The sequence below is a fragment of the Curtobacterium sp. MCBD17_013 genome, from assembly GCF_003234565.1.
Classification (GTDB): Bacteria; Actinomycetota; Actinomycetes; order Actinomycetales; family Microbacteriaceae; genus Curtobacterium.
In genome coordinates this window covers 234,902-252,752 of sequence record NZ_QKTU01000002.1, presented here as the reverse complement: position 1 = coordinate 252,752, position 17,851 = coordinate 234,902, and the positions used below count along the sequence as shown (strand labels likewise).

Annotated in this window: 15 protein-coding genes; all 15 read left to right on the top strand. The window is 71.8% G+C overall.

The features are described from left to right. Positions 1-72: 72 nt before the first annotated feature. The 15 genes from alaS (at position 73) to pyrF (ending at position 17,851) form a co-directional block, all read left to right on the top strand. Complete coding sequence (alaS, locus tag DEI81_RS03755) at positions 73-2,730, top strand: alanine--tRNA ligase (protein ID WP_111009161.1); 2,658 nt, start codon at positions 73-75, stop codon at positions 2,728-2,730. Positions 2,731-2,735: 5 nt separating this feature from the next. Then, complete coding sequence (gene ruvX / locus DEI81_RS03750; RefSeq protein WP_181435103.1) at positions 2,736-3,179, top strand: Holliday junction resolvase RuvX; 444 nt, start codon at positions 2,736-2,738, stop codon at positions 3,177-3,179. 55 nt (positions 3,180-3,234) lie between these two features. Next, positions 3,235-4,746 (top strand): endolytic transglycosylase MltG, encoded by a 1,512-nt coding sequence (gene mltG / locus DEI81_RS03745; protein WP_258368475.1) that lies wholly within the window; start codon positions 3,235-3,237, stop codon positions 4,744-4,746. Between the two features lie 45 nt (positions 4,747-4,791). Further along, positions 4,792-6,024: a chorismate synthase gene (gene aroC, locus DEI81_RS03740; RefSeq protein ID WP_111009160.1), complete on the top strand. Its 1,233-nt coding sequence runs from the start codon at positions 4,792-4,794 to the stop codon at positions 6,022-6,024. Positions 6,025-6,101: 77 nt separating this feature from the next. Next, a complete protein-coding gene (locus tag DEI81_RS03735; protein WP_111009360.1) occupies positions 6,102-6,659 on the top strand; it encodes a shikimate kinase in 558 nt (185 codons plus the stop codon). Continuing rightward, positions 6,656-7,756 carry a 3-dehydroquinate synthase gene (aroB, locus tag DEI81_RS03730; RefSeq protein ID WP_258368474.1) on the top strand — a complete coding sequence of 367 codons (1,101 nt, stop codon included), beginning with the start codon at positions 6,656-6,658 and terminating at the stop codon, positions 7,754-7,756. The genes DEI81_RS03735 and aroB overlap by 4 nt, the downstream gene beginning before the upstream one ends. Positions 7,757-7,870: 114 nt before the next feature. Then, the gene (gene efp, locus DEI81_RS03725) at positions 7,871-8,434 is read left to right on the top strand and encodes an elongation factor P (RefSeq protein WP_111009159.1); all 564 of its coding nucleotides are present in this window, start codon (positions 7,871-7,873) and stop codon (positions 8,432-8,434) included. Positions 8,435-8,446: 12 nt separating this feature from the next. After that, positions 8,447-8,920, top strand: coding sequence for a transcription antitermination factor NusB (gene nusB / locus DEI81_RS03720; RefSeq protein WP_111009158.1), 474 nt, complete (start codon positions 8,447-8,449; stop codon positions 8,918-8,920). A 57-nt stretch (positions 8,921-8,977) separates the two neighbouring features. Continuing rightward, positions 8,978-9,538: a bifunctional pyr operon transcriptional regulator/uracil phosphoribosyltransferase PyrR gene (gene pyrR / locus DEI81_RS03715; protein ID WP_181434791.1), complete on the top strand. Its 561-nt coding sequence runs from the start codon at positions 8,978-8,980 to the stop codon at positions 9,536-9,538. After that, a complete protein-coding gene (locus tag DEI81_RS03710; RefSeq protein WP_111009156.1) occupies positions 9,535-10,527 on the top strand; it encodes an aspartate carbamoyltransferase catalytic subunit in 993 nt (330 codons plus the stop codon). Before pyrR ends, DEI81_RS03710 begins: the two co-directional genes overlap by 4 nt. Then, the gene (locus DEI81_RS03705; RefSeq protein ID WP_111009155.1) at positions 10,524-11,885 is read left to right on the top strand and encodes a dihydroorotase; all 1,362 of its coding nucleotides are present in this window, start codon (positions 10,524-10,526) and stop codon (positions 11,883-11,885) included. Before DEI81_RS03710 ends, DEI81_RS03705 begins: the two co-directional genes overlap by 4 nt. Beyond that, a complete protein-coding gene (locus tag DEI81_RS03700; protein ID WP_111009154.1) occupies positions 11,882-12,433 on the top strand; it encodes a hypothetical protein in 552 nt (183 codons plus the stop codon). Before DEI81_RS03705 ends, DEI81_RS03700 begins: the two co-directional genes overlap by 4 nt. After that, on the top strand, positions 12,430-13,671 hold the full coding sequence (gene carA / locus DEI81_RS03695) for a glutamine-hydrolyzing carbamoyl-phosphate synthase small subunit (protein ID WP_111009153.1): 1,242 nt from the start codon (positions 12,430-12,432) through the stop codon (positions 13,669-13,671). Before DEI81_RS03700 ends, carA begins: the two co-directional genes overlap by 4 nt. Then, the gene (carB, locus tag DEI81_RS03690; RefSeq protein ID WP_111009152.1) at positions 13,671-16,943 is read left to right on the top strand and encodes a carbamoyl-phosphate synthase large subunit; all 3,273 of its coding nucleotides are present in this window, start codon (positions 13,671-13,673) and stop codon (positions 16,941-16,943) included. The genes carA and carB overlap by 1 nt, the downstream gene beginning before the upstream one ends. Next, a complete protein-coding gene (gene pyrF / locus DEI81_RS03685; protein WP_258368473.1) occupies positions 16,940-17,851 on the top strand; it encodes an orotidine-5'-phosphate decarboxylase in 912 nt (303 codons plus the stop codon). The genes carB and pyrF overlap by 4 nt, the downstream gene beginning before the upstream one ends.

Here is a 17,851-nt window from a genome sequence, read left to right as displayed (position 1 = left end):
GGCCGGCCCCGGTCTCCGCCCGGGGGCCCGTTCCGTCACCCCGCCAGTCCACCGTCACGACCAGGAAGCACCATGCAGACCGCTGACATCCGCCGCCGCTGGCTCGAGTACTTCGGGGACCGTGGCCACACCGTCGTCCCCTCCGCCTCGCTCGTGTCGGACGACCCCTCGCTGCTGTTCACCGTCGCGGGGATGGTCCCGTTCATCCCGTACCTGTCCGGTCTGGTGCCGGCGCCGTTCCCCAGGGCCACGAGCGTGCAGAAGTGCATCCGCACGAACGACATCGAAGAGGTCGGGCGGACGCCGCGGCACGGCACCTTCTTCCAGATGAACGGGAACTTCTCGTTCGGCGACTACTTCAAGGAGCAGGCGATCACGTACGCGTGGGAGCTGCTCACGTCGAACGAGTCGGACGGGGGTCTCGGGTTCGACCCGAAGGACCTCTGGGTCACCGTGTACAAGGACGACGACGAGGCCATCCGGTACTGGAAGCAGATCGCCGGGCTGCCGGACGAGCGCATCCAGCGGCTCGACAAGGACACGAACTACTGGTCGACCGGTCAACCCGGCCCGGCGGGCCCCTGCTCCGAGATCTTCTTCGACCGCGGTCCTGCCTACGGCGCCGACGGCGGCCCCGCGACCGACGACGACCGCTACGTCGAGATCTGGAACCTCGTGTTCATGCAGTACCAGATCCAGGACGTCCGCTCGAAGTACGACTTCGAGATCGTCGGGGAGCTCCCGAGCAAGAACATCGACACGGGCATGGGTCTCGAGCGCGTCGCCTTCCTCAAGCAGGGCGTCGACAACATGTACGAGATCGACCAGGTCCGCCCGGTGCTCGACCGCGCCGCGGAGCTCTCCGGTCGTCGGTACGGCGCCGACCACGGCGACGACGTCCGCATGCGCGTCATCGCGGACCACGTCCGGTCGTCGCTGATGCTCATGTCGGACGGTGTCCAGCCGTCGAACGAGGGCCGCGGGTACATCCTCCGGCGGCTGCTCCGGCGTTCGGTCCGCGCGATGCGACTCCTCGGGGTCCAGGACGCCACCTTCCCGGAGCTCTTCCCGGCGTCCCGCGACGCCATGAAGGCCGCGTACCCCGAGGTCCACGACGACTTCGACCGCATCGCGCGGCTCGCCTTCGCCGAGGAGGACGCGTTCCTCCGCACGCTCGAGCAGGGCACGACCATCCTCGACGTCGCCGTCGACCGCGCCAAGCAGGACGGGGGTGCCCCGATCGGCGGCGACACCGCGTTCCTCCTGCACGACACGTTCGGGTTCCCGATCGACCTCACGCTCGAGATGGCCGAGGAAGCCGGCCTGCGTGTCGACCGCGCGGCGTTCGACACCCTCATGGCGGACCAGCGTGCTCGTGCCAAGGCCGACGCCAAGAGCAAGAAGCGCGCGCTGGCGGACCTCAGCGTCTACAGCGCCTTCCGTGCCCAGGGCGAGACCGTGTTCACGGGGTACGACACCCTCGAGACCGAGACCCGTGTGCTCGGGATCATCGTCGACGGCCGGGGCGTGGACCGCGCGGTGGCGGGCGACATCGCCGAGATCGTCCTCGCCGAGACCTCGCTGTACGCGGAGTCGGGCGGACAGGACGCCGACCAGGGATCGATCGTCGGCAACGGTTTCGACCTCGAGGTGCTCGATGTGCAGAAGCCGGTCGCGGGCCTGTACAGCCACACGGTGCAGGTGCGGTCGGGCGAGGTCGGGGTCGGTGACGCCGCGACCACGGTGGTCGACGCCGAGTACCGGCGCGGTGCGACCCAGGCCCACTCCGCGACGCACCTGGTGAACGCGGCACTGCGCGAGATCCTCGGGCCCGACGCGCTGCAGGCCGGCTCGTACAACAAGGCCGGGTACATGCGGCTCGACTTCTCGTGGAGCCAGCCCGTGTCCCTCGCGACGCGGACCGAGATCGAGGACGTCGTGAACGGCGCCATCCGGTCCGACCTCGACGTCACGACCCGTGTCCTGCCGCTCGACGAGGCGAAGGCGCTCGGGGCGCAGGCACTCTTCGGCGAGAAGTACGGGTCCGAGGTCCGGATGGTCGACATCGGCGGACCCTGGTCGCGCGAGCTGTGTGGTGGCACGCACGTGGCGTCGAGCGCCCAGGTCGGGCTCGTCAACCTCGTGGGCGAGAGCAGCGTCGGGTCGACGAACCGCCGTGTCGAGGCGCTCGTCGGGCTCGAGGGTTTCCGCGACCTCGCCGTCGAGCGGACCATCGTGTCGCAGCTGTCGAGCGCGTTGAAGGCGCCGCGCGAGGACCTCCCCGCCCGTGTCGCCGGACTGATGGCCGACCTCAAGAGCGCCGAGAAGCGGATCGCCGAGTTCGAGTCGGCGAACCTGCAGCAGCGCGTCCCGGGCATCGCTCGGACCGCTGGCAAGGTCGGCGACACCACCGTCGTCGCGCAGACGGTCGAGGGCCTGAACTCGTCGGACGACCTCCGGTCCCTCGCGACCGCCGTGCGCGGGCAGCTCGGCACGGACGCGGCCGTCGTCGTGCTCGGTGCGGTCGTGAACGGCAAACCGGCCGTCATCGTCGCCACCAACGACGCCGCTCGACAGCACGGCGTCCAGGCGGGCCCCCTCGCGAAGGAGGCCGCCGGCGTCCTCGGCGGGGGCGGCGGCGGCAAGCCGGACCTCGCCCAGGGCGGCGGCACCGACGTGGCGGCGCTCCCCGCAGCGCTCCGTGCGGTCACCGATCGTCTCGGCGCCTGACCGGCGTGCGCACCGGGAGGCGCCTCGGCGTCGACGTCGGACGGGCGCGCATCGGGGTGGCGGTGTCGGACCGCGACGGCCTGCTCGCCACCCCGGTCGAGACCGTCCGTCGCGATGACCGGCGAGACGTGCCCCGGATCCTCGAGCTCGCGGCGGAGTACGACGCGATCGAGGTGATCGTCGGGCTCCCGTTGTCGCTGTCCGGGGACGACACCCCGTCGACCACGGACGCGCGGGCCTTCGCCGCACGGATCGCGACCCGGGTCCCGGTGCGCCTCGTGGACGAACGGCTGTCGACCGTAAGCGCCCAGCGGGGCATGCGCGAGGCGGGCCGGGACAGCCGGAGATCGCGAGCCGTCATCGATCAAGCCGCCGCTGTTATCATTCTGCAACATGCGCTCGACCGAGAGCGCTCGGGAGGCACTCCGCCGGGGTCACTGATCCCGTGACTCGTGCGAGAGCGACCCGATCCGAGCAACACCGACCCGAGGAACATCGAGCAGCGTGGCAGACGACCTTGATTGGCGTGCGATCATCGCGCCCGGCGACGATGCCGACCAGCAGCGTGACGACCGCGCCGTCGGGGCCGCCGACGACCGGGCACCTTCCGCTCCGGACCGAGCCGGAGCTCCGCTCGAACCCAGCGCCGCCGATGCTCGTCCTCCCCACCTGACCCGCCGCGCAGCTCGAGAGGCCGCGGCCCGGGCCGACCGCAGCAGCGGGGGCGACGACGTCGTCACCGACCCACAGGACCACCACCACAGCGACGTCCGTGCGCTGTTCGGCCACCACGACGACGAGACCGCCGACCGAGATGCGCCCGGTCGGGCCGAGCAGGATTCCGCCGCGGTCGCCGTCGGAGCCGCGGCGGGCCGCGACGGGGGAGTCGGCGACGGGCGTCGCTCCGGGCGTCGCGGTGGGGCCTCCCGGCGTCCGCAGCCGCCGCGCCGCCGTCGCTCGCGGGGCGCGGTCGTCGCGGGCATCGTGATCGTCGCCATCGTGCTCGCGGGGGGTGCCGGCGCCACCCTGTTCGTGGTGCCGAAGGTCCAGTCGGTCGTCGCGAGCCTGACGAAGAAGCAGGAACCCACCGACTACACGGGGAGCGGCACGGGCAAGGTGACGGTCACCATCAAAGAGGGCGACATCGGCAGCGACGTCGCGAAGACCCTGCACCGGAGCGGTGTCGTCAAGACCTCGACCGCGTTCTACCAGCTCCTCCTCACCAAGCAGGACGTCCAGTTCCAGCCGGGTTCGTACCAGCTCAAGCACCACATGAGCGCGAAGGCGGCCCTCGCGGCGCTGCAGGACAGCGCGAACAAGGTGACCGCGACGGTCCTGATCCCCGAGGGCGCGGTGCTCAAGGACGTCGAGGCGTCACTCGTGAGCAAGGCCGGCCTCACCCAGGCGTCGGTGGCCGCCGCCGCCGCGGACGTCTCGGGTTACGGCCTCCCTGCGGGCGTGACGAGCCTCGAGGGCTACCTGTTCCCCGCCACGTACCCGATCAACCCGTCGTGGACGGCAACGCAGTACTTCCAGTCGATGGTCGACACCATGAACCAGCACCTCGACGACGCGGGGGTGCCGGTGGCCGAACGCGCGCACGTCGTGACGTTCGCCTCGGTCGTGCAGAAGGAAGCCGGACTCGCCGCCGACTACCCGAAGGTGGCCCGGGTGTTCCAGAACCGCATCGACCAGGGCATGCCGCTCCAGTCGGACGCGACGGTCGCGTACGGCACCGGGCACACCGACCGGGTGACCACGACCGACGCCGAACGCGCGGACGCCGGCAACCCGTACAACACGTACCAGCACAAGGGGCTCCCGCCCGGTCCGATCTCGAACCCGGGCGACATCGCCATCAACGCGGTCATGCATCCCGCGGCCGGCAGCTGGCTGTACTTCGTGACGGTCGACCTGCAGACCGGAGCGACCGTGTTCTCGACGACCTACGCGGAACACGAGGCCGCGGTCGCCCAGTGGCAGGCGTGGATGAAGGCCCACCCCGATTACAAGTGATCCCGGGCGGCGGCCGGCCGTTCGGGCTGTGGGAGGATGGACACCATGCTTCGCTGGTTGACCGCAGGTGAGTCCCACGGACCCGAACTCATCGCCGTGCTCGAGGGGCTGCCGGCCGGCGTCCCGGTGTCGTACGAGCAGATCCGCGCCGACCTCGCGCGCCGCAAGCTCGGGTACGGTCGTGGTTCCCGCATGAAGTTCGAGCAGGACGAGCTGCACATCTCGAGCGGTGTCCGCCACGGTTCCTCCCTCGGCAGCCCGATCGCGATCCGCGTCGGGAACACCGAGTGGCCCAAGTGGGTCGAGGTGATGAACGCCGAGCCGGTCGAGACGACGGACGCCTCCCGCGGTCGCAACGCGCCGCTCACCCGACCCCGACCGGGCCACGCCGACCTCGTGGGCATGCAGAAGTACGCGTTCGACGAGGCGCGTCCGATCCTCGAGCGCGCGTCGGCGCGCGAGACCGCGGCGCGAGTCGCACTCGGCGCCGTCGCCAAGTCGTTCCTGGCGGAACTCGGCATCACGTCGGTGAGCCACACGCTGCAGGTCGGCACGGTTCGGGTACCGGACGACGCGCCGCTGCCCGTGCCCACGGACGTCGACCGGCTCGACGACGACCAGCTGCGGTGCTTCGACGCCGCCACGAGCGCGCGCATGGTCACCGAGGTCGAGGCCGCCAAGAAGGACGGCGACACGCTCGGCGGCGTCGTGGAGGTGCTGTTCTACGGTCTCCCGCCGGGGCTCGGGTCCCACGTGCAGTGGGACCGGCGTCTCGACGCCCGGCTCGCCGCCGCGATCATGGGCATCCAGGCGATCAAGGGCGTCGAGGTCGGTGACGGCTTCGCGACGGCGGCGCGGCGGGGTTCCGCGGCCCACGACGAGCTGTTCCAGGCCGACGGCGAGATCTACCGCACGTCCGACCGCGCCGGCGGCACCGAGGGCGGCATGTCCACGGGCACGGTCCTCCGCGTCCGTGCCGGGATGAAGCCGATCGCGACGGTGCCCCACGCGCTGCACACGGTCGACGTCGCGACCGGCGAGGACGCCTCGGCGCACCACCAGCGCTCGGACGTCTGTGCCGTTCCGGCCGCGGGCGTCGTCGCCGAGGCGATGGTGGCGCTCGTCCTGGCCGACGCCGTGCTCGAGAAGTTCGGCGGCGACTCCGTCGGCGAGACCAGGCGGAACCTCGACGCGTACCTCGCGGCGATCCCGGCGTCGTTGCGGACGCGTGGCGTGACGTCGTCCGCCGACGTTCAGCAGCCCACACCGTCCCTGTGAGCGCGACGCCGCCGGGCTCCGGACCGTCGGGCGTCGCTCGCCACGACGACACGTGGACCCGGCCGCATCGGCTGGCGGTGCCCGTGGTGCTCATCGGTCCGATGGGCGCAGGCAAGTCCACCGTGGGCAAGCGCGCGGCGAAGGCACTCGGCGTGCCCTTCACCGACACGGACCGTGAGATCGTGCGGGAACACGGACCCATCGACCGCATCTTCGCCGAACGCGGCGAGGCGGCGTTCCGCGACCTCGAGCGGGCCGCGGTCGACGCCGCGCTCGACACGGGCGGCGTCGTCGCGGTGGGTGGCGGCGCCGTCACGCACGCCGCCACCCGCGCGGCCATCGCGACGTGCCGGGTGGTGCTGCTCACCGTCTCGGCCGACGCCGTCGCCGAGCGCATCGTCGGGACCGACCGCCCGCTCCTGGCCGTCGGCGGCATCGACGCGTGGACCGCGATCGCGGATGCGCGCGCAGCGACGTACGCGTCCCTCGCGCACGTGGTCGTGGACACCTCACGGCGTCCGATGAGCCGCGTGGTCGACGACGTCGTCGCCTGGGTCCGCGCCGCCGAGACACCAGGACCAGCATCGGCACCAGTGGCGGCCGCTGGCGCGCCGGCACCAGAGGAGGAACCATGACGACGAGCACGGCGCTGCCGGACGGCACGACGCAGATCCGGGTGGGCGGGGACGACGGGTACGTCGTGGCCGTCGGGCACGGTCTCCTCGAGGCGGTGCCGACGGTCCTGCCGCGCGGCGTCGCGAAGGTGCTCATCGTGCACGCTGCGCCGCTCGCGGAGCAGGCCGAGGTGCTCCGCGCGCGTCTCGTCGACGCCGGTCTGGAGGCCCTCATCGCCGAGGTGCCCGACGCCGAGTCCGCCAAGCGGGTCGAGGTCGCGGCCTTCTGCTGGCAGATCCTCGGGCAGGCCGACTTCACGCGGACCGACGCCGTGGTGGGGCTCGGGGGTGGTGCGGTCACCGACCTCGCCGGGTTCGTGGCCGCGACGTGGCTCCGCGGGGTCGCGCTCGTGCAGGTGCCGACGAGCGTGCTCGGCATGGTCGACGCGAGCGTCGGCGGCAAGACGGGGATCAACACGAACGAGGGCAAGAACCTCGTCGGTGCCTTCTACGCGCCCCGGGCCGTCGTCGTCGACCTCGACCTGGCCACGACGCTGCCGAGGAACGAGATCCTCACGGGCTTCGCCGAGATCGTGAAGGCCGGGTTCATCGCCGTGCCCGAGATCCTCGACACGATCGAGCGCGACGTCGACCGCGTCACCGATCCGACCACCCCGGAGTTCCGTCGCGTGGTCGAGCTCGCGATCGACCTCAAGGCGCGGGTCGTCTCGTCGGACTTCACCGAGCAGGGCAAGCGCGAGATCCTGAACTACGGGCACACGCTCGGGCACGCCATCGAGCACGCGGAGCGCTACCAGTGGCGGCACGGAGCTGCGGTCGCCGTGGGCATGGTGTTCGCGGCCGAACTCGCGCGGCTGACCGGTCACCTGGACGACGCGACGGTGGACCGCCACCGGACCGTGCTCGAGTCGCTCTCGTTGCCGACGACCTACCCCCTCGGCCGATGGGAGGGCCTGCTCGCGACGATGCGCCGCGACAAGAAGGCACGGGCCGGCATGCTGCGGTTCATCGTGCTGGACGGCCTCGCGAAGCCGATCGTGCTCGAGGGGCCGGAACCGGCCCTCCTGTTCACCGCCTACCAGGAGGTCGGGGTCTAGCCCCTCCTCCCCAGGCGGCCCGGAGGGGCACCGGGTCGGCTCCGCTACACTTGTCCGAGGCCTCCGGCCACCCGACGAACACCACCATCTCCACATCGAACGGAACACACGCGCATGGCGAGCACCACGGACATCAAGAACGGCGCCGTTCTCAACATGGACGGCCAGCTCTGGTCCGTCATCGAGTTCCAGCACGTCAAGCCGGGCAAGGGCGGCGCGTTCGTCCGCACCAAGATGAAGAACGTCACGTCCGGCAAGGTCGTCGACCGCACGTTCAACGCGGGCGCGAAGCTCGAGTTCGCGACGGTGGACCGACGCGACTTCCAGTACCTGTACACGGATGGCGACGGCTACGTGTTCATGGACACCGACACCTACGACCAGGTCACGATCCCGAGCGAGATCGTCGGTGACGCCAAGAACTTCCTGCTCGAGTCGTCGATGGCCACCATCGCGATGAACGAGGGCAACCCGCTGTACGTCGAGCTCCCCGCCAGCGTGGTGCTCGAGGTCACGTACACCGAGCCGGGCCTCCAGGGCGACCGCTCGACGGGCGGCACGAAGCCCGCCACCGTCGAGACCGGCTACCAGATCCAGGTGCCGCTCTTCCTCGAGACCGGCACGAAGGTCAAGGTCGACACCCGCACGGGTGACTACCTCGGCCGCGTCAACGACTGAGGCGGGGGTTCGATGAGCGCCCGTTCGAAGGCGCGGAAACGCGCACTCGACATGCTCTACGTCGCCGAGGTCCGCGGCCTGCCCATCGCCGAGGTCCTCGCGACCGAGACCGTCCGCCACCTCGACCAGCCCGAGCGGGCCTCGAGCTGGGACTACGCACGCCAGATCGTCACGGGAGTGGACGACGACCGCGCGGAGATCGACCGGATCATCGTGGACCACGCCCAGGGCTGGACGATCGCGCGGATGCCCGTGCTCGACCGCTGCATCCTCCGCATGGGGGTGTGGGAGATCCGCTGGAACGACGAGGTCCCCGACGCGGTCGCGATCGCCGAGGCCGTCGAACTCGCCCAGTCGCTGTCCACCGACGACTCCGCCGGCTTCGTGAACGGGGTCCTCGGGGCGGTCGCCGGCCGCGCGCGGGCCCGGACGGCCACGACGGTCGACGACGCCGGTGTGGTGGCGGAGCCCGATCCGGGTCGGTAGGGTTGCTGGCGATCGAGTCCTTTAATGCCGTCCTGTGAGGCGGGGAAGGAGGTCGGCATGGGCGCCCGCACGGTGCTGCAGTCCGCTGACATCACGCGCGCGATGACGCGCATCGCCCACGAGGTCCTCGAGGCGAACCACGGCGGCTCGGACCTCGTCCTGCTCGGCATCCCGACGCGCGGCGCCGTCCTCGCCGAGCGCCTCGCACGGGTGCTCGAGTCGATCGAGACGGGCGCCGGCACGGTCGGCACCCTCGACGTCACCATGCACCGTGACGACCTCGGCCGGGGCATCGGTCGCGCGCCGCACCGGACCGTCATCCCGGCGAGCGGCATCGACGGCAAGGTCGTGGTGCTCGTCGACGACGTGCTCTACAGCGGCCGGACCGTGCGCGCCGCGCTCGACGCGCTGCAGACGATCGGGAGGCCCAGGGCCGTCCGCCTCGCTGTCCTGGTGGACCGGGGGCACCGGGAACTCCCGATCCGGGCCGACCACGTGGGCAAGAACCTGCCGACCGCGGCGGACGAGCGCATCTCGCTCCACCTCGCCGAGACCGACGGTGTCGACGAGGTCGTCATCGAGGGTGCCCGGACCGCACCCGAGGTCACCGTCCGATGAGGCACCTGCTGTCCACCCGGGACCTCCCGCGTGCCGAGGCCATCGAGGTGCTCGACGTCGCCGAGGAGATGGCCGACACCGGCACCCGCGAGGTCCGCAAGCTCCCGGCGCTCCGCGGCAAGACGGTCGTGAACCTGTTCTTCGAGGACTCCACCCGGACGCGCATCTCGTTCGAGGCGGCCGCCAAGCGACTGTCCGCCGACGTCATCAACTTCGCGGCGAAGGGATCGAGCGTCTCGAAGGGGGAGTCGCTCAAGGACACCGTGCAGACGCTCGGAGCGATGGGGGTCGACGGCATCGTCATCCGCCACGGAGCGTCGGGCGCCCCGCGCGTGCTCGCCGACAGCGCCTGGGTCGACGCGGCCGTCGTGAACGCCGGGGACGGCACCCACGAGCACCCGACACAGGCCCTCCTCGACGCGTTCACCATGCGCCGTCGGATCCACGGCGCCGACTCGCGGGGCCGGGACCTCGACGGGGTGCGGGTCCTCATCGTCGGCGACGTGCTGCACTCCCGGGTCGCCCGCTCGAACGCGTGGCTGCTCCGCACGCTCGGTGCGCACGTGACCTTCGCGGCACCGCCCACGCTCCTGCCGGTCACGCCACGGCCGTTCGGTGCCGCGGTGCACCACGACCTCGACGCCGCGCTGGCGGAGGCCCCGGACGTCGTCATGATGCTCCGGGTGCAGCAGGAGCGCATGCACGACGCGTTCTTCCCGAACCCCCGCGAGTACACCCGGCACTACGGCCTCACCGCGGGACGCTTCGCAGCGCTGCCGGATCGGACCATCGTCATGCACCCCGGGCCGATGAACCGCGGTCTCGAGATCGCGGGCATCGTGGCCGACGACCCCCGGTCGACCGTCGTCGAGCAGGTCGCGAACGGTGTGTCGGTCCGGATGGCGGTGCTCTACCTCTGCCTCACCGGAGGGGACCGCACGGGTGCCCCGACGACGAGCACCCCGACCGCCGAGGAGGCGACGGCATGACGACCACCCACCTGATCCGCGGCGGCACCCTCGCCGACGGAACCCGAGCCGACGTCCTCCTGCGCGCTGGCCGCATCGCGGAGGTCGGCCCGCGGGTCGACGCAGGGTCGGCGCAGGTCGTGGACGCCGACGGCCTGCTCGTCCTGCCCGGGCTCGTCGACCTGCACACGCACCTCCGCGAGCCGGGCTTCGAGGAGTCCGAGACGGTCCTGACCGGGTCGCGCGCGGCGGCCGTCGGTGGGTTCACCGCGGTCAACGCCATGGCGAACTCCTCGCCCGTCGCCGACACCGCCGGCGTGGTGGAGCAGGTGCAGGCGCTCGGCGACGCCGCCGGCTACGTGACCGTCCGCCCGATCGGAGCCGTGTCCCAGGGGCTCCAGGGCGCGCAGCTGTCCGAGATCGGCGCGATGGCGACGTCCCGAGCGCGGGTGCGGGTGTTCTCCGACGACGGCTCGTGCGTCTCGGATCCGCTCCTCATGCGTCGGGCGCTCGAGTACATCACGGGCTTCGGCGGCGTCCTGGCGCAGCACGCCCAGGAACCGCGTCTGACGATCGGCGCGCAGATGAACGAGGGCGCGCTCTCGTCCGAGCTCGGGCTCGCCGGGTGGCCCGCGGTCGCCGAGGAGGCGATCATCGCCCGCGACGTCCTCCTCGCGGACCACGTCGGCGCGCGTCTGCACGTCTGCCACGTGTCGACCGCCGGCAGCGTCGAGGTCATCCGGTGGGCGAAGTCCCGCGGGATCGCCGTGACGGCCGAGGTCACACCGCACCACCTCCTCCTCACCGAGGACCTCATCGCCGGGGGCCCGGACGGCGTCGACGGCTACGACGCCCGGTACAAGGTGAACCCGCCGCTGCGCCGTCGCGAGGACGTCGAGGCGCTGCGATCCGCGCTGGCCGACGGCACGATCGACATCGTGGCCACCGACCACGCTCCGCACACCGACGAGGCGAAGTGCTGCGAGTGGCCGGCCGCGGCGAACGGCATGGTCGGGCTCGAGTCCGCGCTCAGCGTCGTGCACGAGTCCGTGGTCGCCACGGGTGGTCTCGACTGGGCGGACGTGACGCGCGTGTTGTCCTCGGCGCCCGCGCGGATCGGGCAGGTGGCCGGCCAGGGGCAGGCGATCACGGCGGGCGCACCGGCCGAGGTACTGCTCTACGACCCCGCAGCGTCGCGGACGTTCCAGCGGCAGGACCTGGCGGGCCAGTCGACGAACTCCCCGTACCTCGGCATGCGCCTGCCCGGACGGGTGGTGGCGACGTTCCACCACGGCTACGCGACGGTCCTCGACGGCCGTGCGGTCGACGCCGAGCGCGTCGCGGCAGCGGCGCGCGCCGCGACGGCGGTGTCGGCATGACCTGGTCCACCGAGGCCGTGATCCTCCTCGTGATCGTCGCGCTGCTCGTCGTGATGGCGCGGACGTGGCGGCGGCGAGGACGCGGGCAGGACGCGGTCGTGCCTCCCGTCCCGGTGCCCCCGGGACTGCACCCGGCGCTCGGCTCCTGGGACGGCCTGTACGTGGCGACGACCCGCGCCGACCAGCCGCTCGAGCGGATCGTCGGCGGAGGCCTCGGGTTCCGTGGGCGCGCCGCGCTCAGGGTCCACGACGAGGGCGTCGTGCTCTCGATCGCCGGCGAACCCGAGCGGTTCGTGGATCGTCGTGCAGTCCGTGGGGCGGACCGCGCCACCTGGACGATCGACCGCGTCGTCGAGCGCGGCGGACTCGTCCGACTGCGATGGCGGGCGACCGGCGCCGCGGGTGCGACGGACCTCGACAGCTACTTCCGGTTCCCCTCGGGTGATGCGGCTCCGCTCGCGGCCCTGCGGGAACTGACCCAGACGACCAGCCCGGTGACGGGCGAGCGAGGCCCGGACACGGGCGACGGAGGAGAACCGACACGATGACAACACGCGAACGGGCACTGCTCGTCCTCGAGGACGGCACCCGCTACGAGGGCTGGGCCTACGGCGCCCGCGGCCGCACGCTCGGCGAGGTCGTGTTCGCCACCGGCATGACGGGGTACCAGGAGACCCTGACGGACCCGTCGTACGCCGGCCAGATCGTCGTGCAGACGGCACCGCACATCGGCAACACGGGTGTGAACGACGAGGACCCCGAGTCCGGTCGGATCTGGGTGGCGGGCTACGTGGTGCGGGACCCGAGCCGCATCGTGTCGAACCACCGCGCGAACGCGAGCCTCGACGACCACCTCGAGCGTGACGGCATCGTCGGGATCTCCGGCATCGACACGCGCGCGGTCACCCGCCGGATCCGCGACGCCGGGGCCATGAAGGGCGGCGTGTTCAGCGGCGCGGACGCGGACCTCGGACCCGACGAGCAGCTCCGTGTCGTGCGCGAGCAGACCGACATGACGGGCCAGAACCTCTCCGCGGCCGTCTCGACCCGCGAGGAGTACGTGCTCGAGCCGGAGGGCGACCGCATCGGGACCCTCGCGGTGCTCGACCTCGGGGTGAAGACCTCGACACTGCGGTACCTGGCGGCGCGCGGGTTCGAGGTCCACGTGCTGCCGCAGGACGTCTCGATCGACCGGCTGCGCGAACTCGACCCCGACGCCCTGTTCTACTCGAACGGCCCCGGCGACCCGGCGGCCTCGGACGCCCAGGTCGAGCTCCTCCGTGAGACCCTGCGTGACGGCCGGCCGTTCTTCGGCATCTGCTTCGGCAACCAGCTGCTCGGTCGGGCGCTCGGGTTCGGGACGTACAAGCTCCCGTTCGGGCACCGCGGCATCAACCAGCCCGTCCTCGACACGACGACCGGGCGGGTCGAGATCACGAGCCAGAACCACGGCTTCGCGGTGGACGCACCCGTCGGCGAGGTGCTCGAGTCGCCGATCGGCTTCGGACGGGTCGAGGTGAGCCACTTCAGCCTCAACGACAACGTCGTCGAGGGCCTGCGCGCGCTCGACATCCCCGCGTTCAGCGTGCAGTACCACCCCGAGGCCGCGGCGGGCCCGCACGACAGCATGTACCTGTTCGACCGGTTCCGGGACATGGTGATCGCCCGGCGCGAGGGGCGTCCGCTCGACGCCGCCACGGCCGCCGCCACCACGCCCGCCGCCGACCCGACGCACGACCGGCCGAGCGACAGCTCGGCCACCACGACCGGAAGCAGCAACGACTGATGCCCAAGCGCCCCGACATCACATCCGTCCTCGTCATCGGCTCCGGGCCGATCGTCATCGGGCAGGCCGCCGAGTTCGACTACTCCGGCACCCAGGCGTGCCGCGTCCTGCGCGCCGAGGGCGTCCGGGTCGTCCTCGTCAACCCCAACCCGGCGACGATCATGACCGACCCGGACTTCGCCGACGCCACGTACATCGAGCCGATCACGAACGACTCGCTCGAGGAGATCATCAAGATCGAGCGCCCGGACGCCGTGCTCCCGACGCTCGGCGGACAGACGGCCCTCAACGCGGCGATCGCGCTCGACGAGGCCGGCATCCTCGAGCGCTACGGCGTCGAGCTCATCGGCGCCAAGGTCGACGCGATCCAGCGCGGTGAGGACCGGCAGCTCTTCAAGCAGCTCGTGCTCGAGTCCGGTGCCGACGTGGCCCGGAGCCACATCGCCCACACCGTCGACGAGGCCAAGGCGTTCGCGCTCGATCTCGGCTACCCGCTCGTCATCCGCCCGTCCTTCACGATGGGTGGTCTCGGTTCCGGGTTCGCCTACACCGAGGACGAGCTCGTCCGCATGGTGGGGGACGGCCTCCACGCGAGCCCCACGACCGAGGTCCTGCTCGAGGAGTCGATCCTGGGCTGGAAGGAGTACGAGCTCGAGCTCATGCGCGACCACGCCGACAACACGGTCGTCGTCTGCTCGATCGAGAACGTCGACCCCGTCGGCGTGCACACCGGCGACTCCATCACCGTCGCGCCCGCCCTGACGCTGACCGACCGCGAGTTCCAGAACCTGCGGAACATCGGCATCGACATCATCCGTCGGGTCGGGGTCGACACCGGCGGCTGCAACATCCAGTTCGCGGTCGACCCGGCGACCGGCCGGGTCATCGTGATCGAGATGAACCCGCGGGTGTCCCGCTCGAGCGCGCTCGCGTCGAAGGCGACCGGGTTCCCGATCGCGAAGATCGCGGCGAAGCTCGCCATCGGGTACCGCCTCGACGAGATCCCGAACGACATCACCCAGAAGACGCCGGCGAGCTTCGAGCCGACGCTCGACTACGTCGTGGTCAAGGTGCCGCGGTTCGCGTTCGAGAAGTTCCCCGCGGCCGACGCGACGCTCACGACGACGATGAAGAGCGTCGGCGAGGCCATGGCGATCGGACGCAACTACGCGCAGGCATTGCAGAAGGCGCTGCGCAGCCTCGAGAAGCGCGGATCGAGCTTCCACTGGCCTGCGGAGCCGGGCGACAAGGACGTCCTGCTCGCGGCCTCCCGGGTGCCGACCGACGGTCGCATCGTGACGGTGCAGCAGGCGCTCCTCGCGGGTGCCACGGCCGGGGAGGTCTTCGCGGCGACGGGGATCGACCCGTGGTTCGTCGACCAGATCGTGCTCATCAACGAGGTCGCTGCCGAGGTCCGCGGGGCGTCGACGCTCGACGCGGGCACGGTCCGGTGGGCCAAGCAGCACGGCTTCAGCGACGCCCAGATCGCGGAGCTCCGCGGGACCGACGAGCAGTCCGTGCGGGCGACCCGCCACGAGCTCGGGATCCGCCCCGTGTTCAAGACCGTCGACACCTGCGCCGGGGAGTTCCCGGCCCTGACGCCGTACCACTACTCGAGCTACGACGCCGAGACCGAGGTCGCGCCGAGCGACCGCAAGAAGGTCGTCATCCTCGGTTCCGGTCCGAACCGGATCGGGCAGGGCGTCGAGTTCGACTACTCGTGCGTGCACGCGTCCTTCGCACTCGCGGCCGCCGGCTTCGAGACGATCATGGTGAACTGCAACCCCGAGACCGTGTCGACCGACTACGACACCTCGGACCGCCTCTACTTCGAGCCGTTGACCGCCGAGGACGTCCTCGAGGTCATCGAGGCCGAGGCGGCGTCGGGCGAGCTGGTCGGCGTCGTCGTGCAGCTCGGCGGGCAGACCGCGCTCGGGCTCGCGAAGCCGCTCGAGGCCGCCGGCATCCCGATCCTCGGCACGAGCCCGCGGTCGATCGACCTGGCCGAGGAGCGGGGGCTGTTCTCCGGCATCCTCGACGAGGCCGGGCTGGTGGCCCCGCGGAACGGCACGGCGCACGACCTCGAGAGCGCGACCGCCGTGGCCGAGGAGATCGGCTACCCCGTGCTCGTCCGTCCGTCGTTCGTCCTCGGTGGTCGCGGCATGGAGATCGTGTACGACAGCCCCTCGCTCGTCGACTACTTCGACCGCGTCGCCGACCAGGCGATCATCGGCCCGGATCTGCCGTTGCTCGTGGACCGGTTCCTGGACGACGCCGTGGAGATCGACGTCGACGCGTTGTTCGACGGCCAGCGGCTCTACATCGGCGGCGTGATGGAGCACATCGAGGAGGCCGGGATCCACTCCGGCGACTCGAGCTGCACCCTGCCGCCGGTGGGCCTCGGTCGTGCCGAGATCGACGCGGTCCGCGCGGCGACCGAGCGGATCGCCCGCGGGGTCGGCGTGGCGGGTCTCCTCAACGTGCAGTTCGCGATCGCGGCCGGTGTGCTCCACGTCATCGAGGCGAACCCCCGTGCGAGCCGGACCGTCCCCTTCGTGTCGAAGGCGCTCGGCATCCCGCTGGCCAAGGCGGCGGCGCGCGTCATGACCGGCAGCTCGATCGACGACCTCGTCGCCGAGGGTCTCCTCCCCGAGCGTGACGGCTCGGTCGTCCCGATGGAGGCCCCGATCGCGGTCAAGGAGGCCGTGCTGCCCTTCCGCCGGTTCCGGACCCGCGACGGTCAGGTCGTGGACAGCGTGCTCAGCCCCGAGATGCGGTCCACCGGCGAGGTCATGGGCATCGACCGCGACTTCCCGCGGGCGTTCCTCAAGAGCCAGATCGCCGCGTACGGCGGTCTGCCCACCTCGGGCACCGTGTTCGTCAGCGTCGCGGACACGGACAAGCGGGCCATCGTCCTGCCCGTGCACCGCCTCCAGCAGCTCGGGTTCACGATCATCGCGACCGAGGGCACCGCCGAGATCCTGCGCCGCAACGGGATCGACGTCCGCGTGGTCGGCAAGTACAGCCAGGGTGGCGAGAACGTCGTCGACCTCCTGGCCCGCGACGAGGTCGACATCGTCATCAACACGCCGAGCGGGGCGGCCGGTCGCGCGGACGGGTACGAGATCCGCGCCGCGACCGTGGCGGCGGACAAGCCGCTCTTCACGACCATCGCGCAGCTCGGTGCGGCGGTCGCGGCGATCGAGACGATCGGCACCCCGCACAGCGTGCGCAGCCTCCAGGACTACGCCCTCGAGCGGGCGACCTGGTGACCGACGAGGCGACCGCTCCGTCGGCTCGGACGGGAGGCGCGACACGGTTCGGTGCGCGCCTCCGGTCCGCCATGGGGGAGCGGTCGCCGCTGTGCGTGGGGATCGACCCGCATGCCGCGACGCTCCGCGCCTGGGGACTCCCGCGGAACGAGGCCGGTCTGACCGCGTTCGGCGCGGTGCTCGTCGACGCCGCCGTGGGCCGCGCCGCCGCGGTGAAGCCCCAGGTCGCGTTCTTCGAGGTCGCCGGCGCCGCCGGCTACCGGGCGCTCGAGGCCACGGTCCGGCGCGCACGGGACGCCGGCCTCCTCGTCATCGCGGACGCGAAACGCGGGGACATCGGGTCGACGGGGGACGACTACGCCGCCGCGTGGCTCGACCCCTCCTCGCCGCTCGCGTCCGACGCCCTGACGGTGTCCCCGTACCTCGGGTTCGGCGCCCTCGCCGGGACGCTCGACGTCGCGGCGGCGGCGGGGGCGGGCGTGTTCGTCCTGGCCGCCACGAGCAACCCCGAGGGCCGGGTCCTGCAGACCGCCGTGGTGCAGGAGGGGCCCCGTTCCGGGTCGTCCGTCGCCGCCGGTATCGTTCTGGACGTGGCAGACGAGAACCGACGCAGGGCAGGGGAGCACACGGGCGGGCCGGGGGAGCTCGGCTCGGTCGGACTGGTCATCGGCGCGACGCTCGACCTCGCCGACTTCGGTCTCCGCAGGGACGCCGTGGGGTCGGCACCGGTGCTCGCGCCGGGGTTCGGCGCGCAGGGGGCCCGGATCGAGGACCTCCGGAAGCGCTTCGGCGCCGTCGCCGACCAGGTCCTCGTGAACGAGTCGCGTGGCCTGCTGGCGTCCGGTCCCGACGGGGTCGAGGACGAGGTCGCCGCGCGGGTCGACCGCATCGCGGCGGCGCTCGCGTGA